Genomic DNA, 11,424 nt, shown 5'->3' on the forward strand with positions numbered 1-11,424 from the left:
TATTGACAATTTTCTATTTATAATATACTTTATTAGGGTAACCTAAAACAGAAGAAAGGTGGTGTTAATATGTTATCCATAAAAAACCTAAACCTATTTTTAGGTCAAAAACATGTTTTGAAAAACATCACATTAGATTTACCATTGAATGGTGAAATGATTGGAATTATGGGCCCTAATGGGAGTGGTAAGTCCTCTTTAATCAAATCTATTATTGGCGAATTACCTGCTGAAGGCACGATTTTACTTAACCAAAAACCGACACAACAACATTTAACAGATATTACATATATACCACAAAAATCTGTACTTGATCTTGACTTCCCAATCAATGTACAGGATTTAGTTTTATCTGGCTGCTATCAAGAAATCGGATGGTTTAAACGTGTACCAAAATCCATTCGCGATAAAAGAGACACGTTATTAAAAGAGTTAGAGCTTTTTGATTTACGCAAACGACAATTGCATGCGCTTAGTGGCGGACAACTCCAGCGTGTGTTCATCGCTCGCGCCCTAATGTCAGATAGCGTGGTTTATTTGCTTGATGAGCCATTTGTAGGTATCGACTTCAAAAGTGAACACATCATTTACAACAAACTTAAAGCATTAAAACAGCAAGGTAAACTCATTTTAATTGTACATCATGACCTCACAACAGCTTCTGAATATTTTGATCGTATTTTACTCTTAAACCAATCTGTCGCATTTTTAGGTGAAAGTTCCGAAGCCTTAAAAACAGAAAACATAGAGTCTGTCTTTTTAAGTCGTCACCATTCAACAAAATTACAAGACCAAAATCCCCATGGAAAGGAGTCATCACAAGATGTCATTCATTCAACATCTCTTTGAATATCAATTTTTGTCACGGGCTATGATTACAGCCATCTTAGTCGGCATTGTATGTGGTGTTGTCGGATGTCTGATTGTTCTTAGAGGGCTTTCACTTATGGGGGACGCAATGAGTCATGCCGTCTTACCTGGTGTTGCTTTATCATTTCTTTTCAATATTCCTATGTTTATCGGCGCATTGATTACAGGTATGCTCAGTAGTACAATTATTGGTTATATTTCGGACAAATCAAAAACTAAAAAGGATGCAGCAATCGGTATTACATTTACCGCCTTTCTCGCTTTAGGTATTATTTTAATCAGCTTAATTCATTCAGCAACAGACTTATATCACATTCTTTTTGGTAATATTTTAGCCATTACTCAGTCCGCATTTTATACTGCATTGGTTGTTAGTATCATTGTATTGAGTTTGATTATCATTCTTTTTCGACCTTTAAAAATGTCTACATTTGATCCAGTGTTCAGTCGAATGAGTGGACTCAATACTACATTTATGCATTATTTTGTTATGTTACTTTTAGCGCTCGTTATCGTCGCAAGTGTTCAAACTGTAGGTGTCATCCTTGTTGTTGCCCTGCTCATTACGCCTGCTTCAACGGCTTATCTCATAACAAAAAGATTATCTACAATGATGCTCGTTTCTAGTTTGTTTAGCGTCATCAGCTCTACAATCGGCATCTATGTTAGCTTTATATTGAATTTACCAAGTGGTGCGGTTATCGTCCTCATCGCTGCAATATTGTATGCACTTGTTTTTGCACTGACTAAATTTAACAACATCTCACATAAAGGAGCGTATCAAAAATCATGAGTAAACGAATTCTTACACTTTTATCGATTTTATCGATTGTTTTTCTTTTAACAGCATGTAACTCTTCTGATCAAGGACATAAAGATCACAAACTTAAGATTGTAACAACAAACTCAATCTTATATGATATGGCAAAAAATATTACAGGCGATGAAGCAGAAATTCACAGCATCGTTCCTGTTGGTCAAGACCCTCATGAATATGAAATTAAGCCTAAAGACGTTAAAGCATTAACTGACGCAGATATTATTATTTATAATGGTTTCAACTTAGAAAGTGGGAATGGTTGGTTTGAAAAAGCATTAAAACAAGCTAACAAATCATTAGACGATTCTTCAGTTGTTCAAGCTTCTAAACATGTTGATCCTATCTACTTGAAAAAAGGTGAAAAATCAGAACACAACATTGACCCTCACGCATGGTTAAGTTTAGATAATGGGATCCAATACGTTAAAAACATCAAAGATGCATTAGAAAAAGCAGATTCATCACATAAATCTACTTTTGAAAAAAATGGTAAATCTTACTTAGACAAATTAGAAAAACTAAACAATAAAAGTAAAGACGAATTTAGTGATATTCCAAAAGAAAAACGCGTTATGATTACAAGTGAAGGTGCATTCAAATACTTCGCAAAACAATATGATGTAACGCCAGGTTATATTTGGGAAATCAACACTGAAAACCAAGGTACACCAGAGCAAATGAAACAAGCAATTGACTTCGTTAAACAAAATCACATCAAAAACCTTCTTCTTGAAACAAGTGTAAGTGACAAGAGCATGAAGAGCTTAGGCGAAGAAACAGGTGCGAAAATTTACGGCACAGTTTATACAGACTCTATTGGTAAAAAAGGTAGCAACGGAGATTCATACTATAAAATGATGAAATCTAATATCGAAACAATCCATAAAAGCATGAAATAAAACTCCCATTGATATATCAATAGAAATATTCATCATATAATAAAAAGCGTGACCAATACATTACCATTGGTTCACGCTTTTTTATTATTTTAAATAATGAAGTTCGCTTGATAAACTTCTCAAAATCCTAAAATTCGTATTAAGAAGTAAGTGAGCTATGGGCACTATTAAAAACTTATTTAGAAATTATAAATATGATTCAATCTCATTTTTTAAAATTAGTCTTTATCTAAGCGAGAGTATATTCTTTTGCGTCGTTTCGCTCTTTTTTCTATTCGAATTCGACGCTTCGTCTCTTCATCTACATCTTCTTTATTAAGGTCTGTATTTTCATGATTTTCATGTTTTTGATACATATAAGCACCTGTTCGATAAGCGGCACGCGAGATTAAATGACCGCCAACGGGTGAAGTAATATTAATAAAGACCAATGCTAAAATCGTACGGACACTGACATAACCTTGCGCAAAGATAAAATAAATAAATACACCCACCAGTGTCAATAAAACTGCTGCCGTAGAAGCTTTTGTCGCTGCATGAATTCTTAAAAAGACATCTTTAAATCGAACTAAACCAATTGCACTTACAAGCGCAATAATACTTCCTGCAAATACAAGGAGAGCTGCTAACAATTGGATGATTTCATTTGTCATCGCCATGAAATACATTCCCCCCTTCAATAAAGCGAGAAATCGTAACAGAACTTAAAAAGGAAATAATGGCAATCAACAGTACAGAATCTAAAAATGAAAATGTTTCGAATAAGAGACTCAAAACCCCTACTGTTGACATTAAAATGGCACTCATTGCGTCAAATGCGACGACACGGTCTGCTGTTGTAGGTCCTTCAATCAAACGAAACAATACGACAACTAATGACACAGCAAAGATAACTAATGCACCCGACAAGAAGAATTGTGTTAATTCAGTTATCATTTCGTCACCTCCACAATGAGTTCTTCGTATTTTTTAATACTTTTCAATAAATTTTTCTTTTCTTTTTCAGTCGTATCAATAGCGTGAATTAAAAAGATGTTAGGATCACGATTCACACGAATAACAGTCGATCCTGGTGTTATAATCACTAAAATTGTTAGAAACGTAATTTCCCAATCCGTATCGAGCTGCGTTTCATAAGTTACTAAACCAGGATCCATTTTATTCGCTTTAAATAACACATAATTGATTATTGAGAATGTTGCAGTCAATAGTTGATAGAGATACGTAAATAAAAATTTAATCGATACCCAAATCTTTTTAGGATAAAATTCTTGATTAAAAAATTTATGAAGTAAATAAATAATAATAATACCTATTAAATAGCCAATCACAAATGTTGGAAAACGAAAAGCATCTTCATCTTGGAATAACACCCATAAGATAGCTATCATCATATTCAAAGCAATTTGTCTCATTTAACTGCCACCTCGCAGTCCAGGATTAACCATTTTTTCAAATTTTTGTACATTCATGGATAAATCCGTTGCTTGTGCTGTGACTTGGTAGATCACTGGTGCGCAAAGACCTATCGCTAATGTAACTGCAGTCATAAATAAAACGATAGCCTTTCTATTTGACTTGATAGGCTTAAATTGAATTTCTGCACCTTTATCACGATTTCCTGCATACATATAAAAGAAGACTCGGAACAAACTATACATCCCTATCAAACTTGTGATAATCATCAATACTAAGCCTACATAATGCTGATGCTCAACTGCACCGAGAAAAATAAGTAATTTCCCAGGAAATCCACTGAATGGCGGCACTCCTCCAATGGCTAATGTCACAACAATAAAAGCCACACCAAGCCACGGTCCTTTTTGGGCTAATCCTGTTAAGAAACGATATTGGCGGTAACCCGTTGTGTAAACCATAATGCCTATAATGAAAAACAGTAACGCTTTTACAACGATATCGTTCACTAAATAAAAAATTGCGCCATTGATTCCATTAAATGTATGCGTACCTAAACCAAAAATGATATATCCGATAGATAATACAACTTGGTAAGCGGCAATCTTTTTAATATCTCGATACGCAATCGTTCCAATGGCTCCAATTACCATTGTAAGACCCGCCATAACAATTAAAAGTGGTTCGACAATTTCACCACTTTTATTGAAAATTAAAGTAAAGAACCGAATCAAAGCATATGCGCCAACTTTTGTCATTAATGAGGCAAAAAGGGCTGCAAGTTCTGTATTGAGTACGGCATATGCCTTTGGAAGCCACATAAATAAAACAAGTGCTGCTTTTGATCCGAAAGCAACAATAAATGACATCGCCACTAAGTGAATCGCTGTCGGATCATCCATTTCATGAATTCTTATCGCGATATGCGTGTAATTTAAGGTACCGATTTGACGATACAGAAGGCCAATCCCTATTAAGAAAAACCATGAGCCTATCACATTGAGGACGACATATATAATACTCGCGCGCAATTGCTCTACAGATTGTCCTAATGTCACTAACACAAATGAAGCAAGTAGCATAATTTCGAACATGACATATAAGTTAAACAAATCTGCAGTCAAAAAGGATCCCACGACACCGGTTGTTAAAAATAAGACAAAGGATAATAAATAATACCGACTTGCACGCTTTTCACCACGTCCAAAACCAAAAGCGACAATCATAAACACGACTAAAAATGTTGTGGTAACGAGTATTAAACTCAACGCGTCGCCGACATATTGAATACCAAACGGTGCTTCCCAATTACCAAAATTCAAAACAATCGGCTTATGGTTGTACACGTCGATCAACATCACGAGCGAGACGACGAATGATATCAATAATACAAAAAGAGCAATAAAGCGTGATAACCGCACTTGCTTGTTCAAAATGACTAAAAGAAGTGCACCCAGAAGTGGTAGGAGTATGGGTACGGCTAAAATATTATCGTTCATCCTCTTCACCTCCTGTTAATACATCGATTTCATCTTCTTTAGTCACTTTAAAAGTACGGTAAACTAAGACAAGCAAAAATGCAGTGATTGCAAATCCAATTACAATCGCAGTTAAAACGATCGCTTGTAACAATGGATCAACAAAGTTTTGATGACCACTCACAATCAATGGCTCGGTTTTTTGTGCGGTATATTCACCCATACTCATAATAATAAGGTTGCCTGCATGCGTGTAAATTGCGATACCAATAACGATACGAATTAAATTTTTAGATAGCACCATATAAGTAGCAATAAAAACTAAAAATCCGATTACAATCAATAAAATAATATTCATGATCTCCCTCCACTCAGGGAAAGTATTGTCGTTACGACCACGCCGACAACAACTAGGGCGATTCCCGCTTCAAATAATGTAATTGTCGACAGATGTACTTCACCAAAATAAGGGAAAGTCACATTCCAATCCTCTTGATAAAGGATGTTCTTACCGAAAAACACAGGCACAATTGCAGTTGCGAGTGATAAAAGCGCACCAACAATCATGAGCTTTCTAAAATCAATAGGTAAAGCTTCTAGTACCTTTTTTACATCAAATGCTAAAAACATTAAGATAAACGCTGAACTTAACACTAGGCCGGCAATAAATCCGCCTCCAGGATTATTATGTCCTGCAAAGAAGAGATAAAAGCCAAATGTTAAGATGATAAATACAACCACTCTTGTAACGGTTTTGAGTACTAAATCATTCTCTTTCATCTTGACCTCTCCGATCTTTATAGTTAAGTAATGTATAAATACCGAGTCCTGCAATAATTAAAACTAAACCTTCTGCCAGTGTATCTAATGCCCTGAAATCACCTAAAATGGCATTAACGATATTTTTACCACCTGATTTTTCATAAGCATCATGATAAAAAACAGAAATCGTTTCTATTGCGCTCGCTTGTTGAATAATAAAAACAATACCGATTACTGTAATTGCAGTAAGTAAAGAAACTAAGATTTTAACGGTTTCTTTTTTCATATTGAACTTACCGCGTGGAATATTCGGTAATCTTGAAAAGCTTACGATAAATAATACTGTCGTAATCGTTTCAGTAACAAGTTGTGTTAGCGCTAAATCTGGTGCACGCATTAAAATAAAGAACAACGCAACAACATAACCAATGCCCCCTGTAAGAATAACCATCGTTAAACGTTGTCTAATAAATATGAGCGCAAATCCAATGAGAACTACCGTTACTAAAAGGAGTATATGAAAGATATGGTACTCAGTGACTTCGATACGTGAAAGTTCTGGAACCCCTGTACTTATCAAACCATAGAGATGAATTACAAAATAAATAATCAACGTAATAATAATGTAAGAATTCAAACGATTATTCATCAAACTACGTAGTCCGTATCCACAATAAAATTCCATTGACCGGTATGAATCATTACACATACGTGATACTGACATTTGATTTTCTTTTAAAGACAGATAGCGTTGTAAATCTACGAATAGTACCACAATAATCCCCACAACGATAATCGTTAAACTCATAAGTAAAGGTATATTAAACCCATGCCATGCTGATAAGTGGGGAACTGTGGACGCAAAAGATGTTGAACGGACTGAACTTAAAAATGCAGGTTGAATAAGATAAGTCCCTACCCACTGTGGAACAATAAATACAATCGGTAATAAGAGCGCCATTATCATCGCGGGTGTAATGAATAAACGTGGTTCATGTATCGCTTTGTTCAACTGAAATGAGCCAAAAAATGTCGTTTTTATCATATTGATTGAATAAATAAAGGTAAAGATACTAGCAATAAAACCTACAAGCGCAATTGCAATCATCATAGATTGGTTGAAAGCAGACAGATAATTCGATCGAATTAACCCTTCAAAAAACATTTCTTTACTTATAAAGCCGTTTAATAACGGGACGCCTGCCATAGAAAGTGCAGCCATTGACATGACAACCATGGTAATCGGCAAGTAACGTTTTAAACCACCTAATTGTCGGATATCACGTGTACCTGTTTCATGGTCGATTAAACCCACGCCCATAAATAATGTTCCTTTAAATAATGCATGATTGAAAAGATGAAAAAGCGCTGCGCATAATAAGTAAGTATAGATTTCAATCATCCCACTCTGCGTCGCTTTGGCAATACCGCCACCTAATCCAACCATCGTCATGATCATACCTAATTGACTAATTGTTGAATAAGCAAGTATCCCTTTTAAGTCAAATTGTCTAATCGCAGTAAACGAGCCGTATATCATAGTGATGAGCCCAATAGCCGTCACAAGATAAGTATAAGTATCACTCAAACCTAAAATGGGTGTAAATCTTAAAAGTAAAAATATACCTGCCTTTACCATTGTCGCTGAGTGTAGATAGGCACTCACGGGTGTAGGCGCAGCCATCGCCTTTGGTAACCAGAAATGAAAAGGCCACTGTGCTGACTTAGTAAAAGCACCGAGTAACAATAACAATACAATGGGGATAAATAAAGGATGTTGTGCAATCGTATGTCTTTGATGTATTAATTCACTAATTGAGAACGTTCCTGCCACGTGATATAACATGACAAACGCGACTAACATGGCTAAGCCACCTAAAACCGTAATCATAAATGAAGTGATTGCACCGTTTTGACTCTCACTTTTATCGTACCAATAACTAATTAGTAGGAACGATGACACACTTGTTAACTCCCAAAAAACGTATAACAAGATCGTGTTATCAGAAAGTACAATTCCTAACATACTAAACATAAATAAAACTAAATATGTGAAAAATCGGGGTAAATGATCATGTTCATAGGATAAGTATTGTGTTGCATAAAAGAATACAGCGACACCAATGATGGAAATAAGTAAGGCAAAAAACATACTCAATCCATCCAAGCGGAGTACGAGGTTAATATCTAAAGCAGGTAACCACTGAATCTTTTCAATGATCAGTTGGTTGTCTAATACCTTAGGAATGTTTATCAAAAAGATTATTGATGCAACAAGGGGTGCAAATAATGCGACAAAGCCGGGTAAACGCTTTGTATTCCACTTCATCATTACGACAAGTATAATCATTATTGCTATTAAAAATATAAGCAATCCACTTAACATCTTCACGCCTCCCTTTCTCTATTTTTATAAATTTAAAGCGATGGTCGTGTTAATTTCCTTTTTAGAAATACCTATAAACTTCATTGTTTCATAAGCCGTTTGATGTCCAAGATATTTTTGAATGATTGAAACTGAAATTCCGGATTTATACGCATGATATGCAAAAGTTTTTCTAAGTGTCGTTAAGCCTATATGTTCAATTCCTAATTGATGTGCCGCATTGTTAACAATACGATAAGCTTGCTGTCGACTAAGCCCTTTTTTTGTCCGCTTCGAGCGAAACAATAAGTCATCTCCAGAAATTGCTTCTGCCTGAATGTATTGTTTTAGCTCTTTACGTAGTTGTTCTGGAATAACAACACGAATATTTGAGTCCGTTTCATACCAACGTGTCATACTGACGCCTTGATCAGAAAGGAATTGAGACACCTTAAAATTAAGTAACTCTGTTAACTTAATACCCGTATGGATAGCAAATTTGAAAAATAAATAATCACGCATTGAATGTGCCTTTAAAAATTCATACATTCTATGAATATCTTGTTTGTCACGGATAGGATCTACACAGTTCACGCAATTCCACCTCTCATAATGTTTCTTATTCCATGATAAACTATATTTAAGTAACATGAAAGAATTTTCATAAATTATTTTATTTTTAGGGTGTGCTTTTTCGCTGTCATATTCGATATATAAAGTGAAAGGAGGTCAGAAATATGAACATCCATCAAATCACACTTATTCTGACGCAAACATCAGTCACACCGGAAGGAAAAATAACTAAAACGTCAAGACGCTTTACGCAACTTAAACCAACTGCAACCCGAGAAGAACTCAAAGCCTTTAGCAATGCAATTCAAGCACTTACTGGTGAACAATATGACGCCATTGAAGTCCTAACATCTGAATACATTCAATAAAAAGGAGCATACAAAAATGAATACAAAAACTTTAGAAATTACTTTTTCCGACGCATCACAAAAGAATATCAAACTCTCTCTTCCAAAATTAGACACTTCTATCACAAAAGAACTCGTAGAAACACAAGCAAATAAGATTGTGCAATTGAACATACTAGATAGTAAAGGGGGCGACATTCAAAAAGCAGTAGGTGCACAATTGATTGATAAGTCCGTTACAGTCCTTTTCTAATAAAAAAGACCCTGCGCATACCATATAAATAACGAGAGCCTGTCACAAATAAACGTGACAGGCTCTTTTCTAGTCATTCTTTTGATAATGAGGTCGAATTCTCACTTCATCACCGTAGAATATCTTATATTTCCCCAACTTATAACATATCGCATATTTCTCAAATACTTCTTCAACCCTTGCTAACGTTTTGTAAGACTTAAAAGGGTTTAAAACTTCAACATATTGTCCCTCTTGAAGTTGGGTTGACGGTTTTACATTGATAAAAAACATTTGTTCATCAATGACACGTACGATCTCATGTTCGTACAAATTTATCACAACTTTCTCTTACATCATACAATTCTTCAAATAAATGCCTTAGTCATGCATTAAACTTAAATAACCTTCCATGTGATTAATACAATTAAGTTCAACAACAATTTTCATGACTCCTCCCTATCTTAATCAAAATAACTTACGTTTGTAAATATATCGTAACTTTCTTTTATCTAAAATATTAAACTTTTTGAAATTAAAATTCGATAATTCCCTTTAAATGCTATCTTATTATATTTTGCTATAATAACACTATCTTAATTAAACAATAAGGATGGACATGATATGCTTTCACTTTTACTTATTTTAGGGCTTATCGCAGGTAGTGTCGTGCCAATTCAAACTTCTATCAATTCAAAATTGAGTCTTTATACGCACTCCTCGTTTTATGCTTCAGCTATTTCATTTTCGACTGGAACACTTTGGCTCATCATTGTTAATTTAATCATGAATCCACATGTTTTTTCGATTGCTTCCTTTCGTCATTATCAAATTGACTATTATTGGTATGTAGGCGGATTAATGGGGGTTATCTTTTTAACAGGCAATTTATTGTTACTCCCCAAAATTGGGGCTTCGCTCACCGTTGTCACTACAATTGCTGGTCAAATATTAATGAGTGTCGTGATAGACTCGTTCGGTTGGTTTAACGTAGACATCAAGCCGTTATCCATTTTGAAGACTTTTGGTATTATTTTATTACTCATTGGCATTATTTTAATGAATATTCAAAAGCGCTCAAAAGTTGTACGTACGACGCATCAAACGCCTTTATGGATTATCGTAGGTATTTTATTTGGATTCGCTCCTCCAATCCAAACTGCAATCAACAGTCATTTAGGCCAAAGTGTGCACTCTCCTTATTTCGCATCACTCATTTCTTTTACAGTAGGATCACTAGCGCTGATCTTATTAACGCTGATTGTTCATCGTAAAATTTCTATCAGTACACTTCATGCATCAAATGGTCCTTTGAAATGGTGGCATTTTATCGGAGGTGCGCTTGGCGTCATTTTTGTTACTACGAACATTATTTTAACCCCACATATCGGCGTGACATTTACTTTAATCACTGTCATGTTAGGTCAAATTATTATGGGTATGATTATTGATCACTTTGGATTATTAGGTGTTCCACCGCGTCGTTTATCTTCCCAACGCCTTATTGGCTTTGTTGTAATTATTATAGCGATTGTACTCATTCAAGTGCGCTAATAACATATTTTAAAGGTTGGAAGAACTCGGATTGTGCTTAAATCATATTTAAGTGCAATCTGCATACCTTCCTCATTCACTCAATATGCCCCTATCTTTAGACGCTTT

General features: G+C 35.0%; 15 protein-coding genes. 6 read left to right on the forward strand and 9 right to left on the reverse strand.

What is annotated here, in order from left to right:
• Positions 1-69 precede the first annotated feature (69 nt).
• The 3 genes from C1H58_RS01750 to mntC are packed head-to-tail and all read left to right on the forward strand — an operon-like array spanning position 70 to position 2,589.
• A complete protein-coding gene (locus C1H58_RS01750) occupies positions 70-849 on the forward strand; it encodes a metal ABC transporter ATP-binding protein (protein WP_050331698.1) in 780 nt (259 codons plus the stop codon).
• On the forward strand, positions 824-1,663 hold the full coding sequence (locus tag C1H58_RS01755; RefSeq protein ID WP_050331699.1) for a metal ABC transporter permease: 840 nt from the start codon (positions 824-826) through the stop codon (positions 1,661-1,663). The genes C1H58_RS01750 and C1H58_RS01755 overlap by 26 nt, the downstream gene beginning before the upstream one ends.
• Positions 1,660-2,589: a manganese ABC transporter substrate-binding lipoprotein MntC gene (mntC, locus tag C1H58_RS01760; protein ID WP_050346033.1), complete on the forward strand. Its 930-nt coding sequence runs from the start codon at positions 1,660-1,662 to the stop codon at positions 2,587-2,589. Before C1H58_RS01755 ends, mntC begins: the two co-directional genes overlap by 4 nt.
• 218 nt (positions 2,590-2,807) lie before the next feature.
• Here the strand turns inward: mntC and C1H58_RS01765 are convergent, their stop codons facing one another.
• From C1H58_RS01765 to C1H58_RS01800, 8 genes are read right to left on the reverse strand one after another with little or no spacing between them, the layout of a single operon-like run.
• Positions 2,808-3,248, reverse strand: a complete 441-nt coding sequence (locus C1H58_RS01765; protein WP_050331701.1) for a Na+/H+ antiporter subunit G — start codon at positions 3,246-3,248, stop codon at positions 2,808-2,810.
• A complete protein-coding gene (locus tag C1H58_RS01770; RefSeq protein WP_165545118.1) occupies positions 3,232-3,525 on the reverse strand; it encodes a monovalent cation/H+ antiporter complex subunit F in 294 nt (97 codons plus the stop codon). The genes C1H58_RS01765 and C1H58_RS01770 overlap by 17 nt, the downstream gene beginning before the upstream one ends.
• On the reverse strand, positions 3,522-4,004 hold the full coding sequence (locus tag C1H58_RS01775) for a Na+/H+ antiporter subunit E (RefSeq protein ID WP_165545119.1): 483 nt from the start codon (positions 4,002-4,004) through the stop codon (positions 3,522-3,524). The genes C1H58_RS01770 and C1H58_RS01775 overlap by 4 nt, the downstream gene beginning before the upstream one ends.
• Positions 4,005-5,504 carry a Na+/H+ antiporter subunit D gene (locus C1H58_RS01780; protein ID WP_165545120.1) on the reverse strand — a complete coding sequence of 500 codons (1,500 nt, stop codon included), beginning with the start codon at positions 5,502-5,504 and terminating at the stop codon, positions 4,005-4,007. It lies immediately after the preceding gene.
• Positions 5,494-5,841: a Na+/H+ antiporter Mnh2 subunit C gene (mnhC2, locus tag C1H58_RS01785; protein WP_016424374.1), complete on the reverse strand. Its 348-nt coding sequence runs from the start codon at positions 5,839-5,841 to the stop codon at positions 5,494-5,496. The genes C1H58_RS01780 and mnhC2 overlap by 11 nt, the downstream gene beginning before the upstream one ends.
• Entirely contained in the window at positions 5,838-6,263 is a 426-nt protein-coding gene (mnhB2, locus tag C1H58_RS01790; RefSeq protein WP_050331704.1) for a Na+/H+ antiporter Mnh2 subunit B, read from the reverse strand. The genes mnhC2 and mnhB2 overlap by 4 nt, the downstream gene beginning before the upstream one ends.
• Positions 6,250-8,631 (reverse strand): DUF4040 family protein, encoded by a 2,382-nt coding sequence (locus C1H58_RS01795; protein ID WP_165545121.1) that lies wholly within the window; start codon positions 8,629-8,631, stop codon positions 6,250-6,252. Before C1H58_RS01795 ends, mnhB2 begins: the two co-directional genes overlap by 14 nt.
• Before the next feature lie 24 nt (positions 8,632-8,655).
• Positions 8,656-9,204, reverse strand: a complete 549-nt coding sequence (locus C1H58_RS01800) for a tyrosine-type recombinase/integrase (RefSeq protein ID WP_050331706.1) — start codon at positions 9,202-9,204, stop codon at positions 8,656-8,658.
• 143 nt (positions 9,205-9,347) lie between these two features.
• Between C1H58_RS01800 and sroA the strand changes: the two genes are divergently transcribed.
• Both sroA and C1H58_RS01810 read left to right on the forward strand, forming a co-directional pair.
• Positions 9,348-9,551, forward strand: coding sequence for a sigS mRNA-stabilizing protein SroA (sroA, locus tag C1H58_RS01805; protein WP_165545122.1), 204 nt, complete (start codon positions 9,348-9,350; stop codon positions 9,549-9,551).
• A gap of 16 nt (positions 9,552-9,567) precedes the next feature.
• Entirely contained in the window at positions 9,568-9,783 is a 216-nt protein-coding gene (locus C1H58_RS01810) for a DUF2922 domain-containing protein (protein WP_016424369.1), read from the forward strand.
• 69 nt (positions 9,784-9,852) lie between these two features.
• Here C1H58_RS01810 and C1H58_RS01815 read toward each other — a convergent pair whose 3' ends face one another.
• A complete protein-coding gene (locus C1H58_RS01815; protein WP_103356360.1) occupies positions 9,853-10,104 on the reverse strand; it encodes a hypothetical protein in 252 nt (83 codons plus the stop codon).
• Between the two features lie 282 nt (positions 10,105-10,386).
• Between C1H58_RS01815 and C1H58_RS01820 the strand changes: the two genes are divergently transcribed.
• Positions 10,387-11,316: a DMT family transporter gene (locus C1H58_RS01820; RefSeq protein ID WP_165545123.1), complete on the forward strand. Its 930-nt coding sequence runs from the start codon at positions 10,387-10,389 to the stop codon at positions 11,314-11,316.
• Positions 11,317-11,424: the final 108 nt, after the last annotated feature.

It is taken from the genome of Staphylococcus sp. 191 (assembly GCF_011174885.1).
Lineage (GTDB): Bacteria > Bacillota > Bacilli > Staphylococcales > Staphylococcaceae > Staphylococcus > Staphylococcus coagulans.

Excerpts from the sequence above, each read along its gene's own strand:
- C1H58_RS01750 (WP_050331698.1), top strand. The coding sequence starts at position 70 with ATGTTATCCATAAAAAACCTAAACCTATTTTTAGGTCAAAAACATGTT.
- C1H58_RS01755 (WP_050331699.1), top strand. The coding sequence starts at position 824 with ATGTCATTCATTCAACATCTCTTTGAATATCAATTTTTGTCACGGGCT.
- mntC (WP_050346033.1), top strand. The coding sequence starts at position 1,660 with ATGAGTAAACGAATTCTTACACTTTTATCGATTTTATCGATTGTTTTT.
- C1H58_RS01765 (WP_050331701.1), bottom strand. The coding sequence starts at position 3,248 with ATGGCGATGACAAATGAAATCATCCAATTGTTAGCAGCTCTCCTTGTA.
- C1H58_RS01770 (WP_165545118.1), bottom strand. The coding sequence starts at position 3,525 with ATGATAACTGAATTAACACAATTCTTCTTGTCGGGTGCATTAGTTATC.
- C1H58_RS01775 (WP_165545119.1), bottom strand. The coding sequence starts at position 4,004 with ATGAGACAAATTGCTTTGAATATGATGATAGCTATCTTATGGGTGTTA.
- C1H58_RS01780 (WP_165545120.1), bottom strand. The coding sequence starts at position 5,504 with ATGAACGATAATATTTTAGCCGTACCCATACTCCTACCACTTCTGGGT.
- mnhC2 (WP_016424374.1), bottom strand. The coding sequence starts at position 5,841 with ATGAATATTATTTTATTGATTGTAATCGGATTTTTAGTTTTTATTGCT.
- mnhB2 (WP_050331704.1), bottom strand. The coding sequence starts at position 6,263 with ATGAAAGAGAATGATTTAGTACTCAAAACCGTTACAAGAGTGGTTGTA.
- C1H58_RS01795 (WP_165545121.1), bottom strand. The coding sequence starts at position 8,631 with ATGTTAAGTGGATTGCTTATATTTTTAATAGCAATAATGATTATACTT.
- sroA (WP_165545122.1), top strand. The coding sequence starts at position 9,348 with ATGAACATCCATCAAATCACACTTATTCTGACGCAAACATCAGTCACA.
- C1H58_RS01810 (WP_016424369.1), top strand. The coding sequence starts at position 9,568 with ATGAATACAAAAACTTTAGAAATTACTTTTTCCGACGCATCACAAAAG.
- C1H58_RS01820 (WP_165545123.1), top strand. The coding sequence starts at position 10,387 with ATGCTTTCACTTTTACTTATTTTAGGGCTTATCGCAGGTAGTGTCGTG.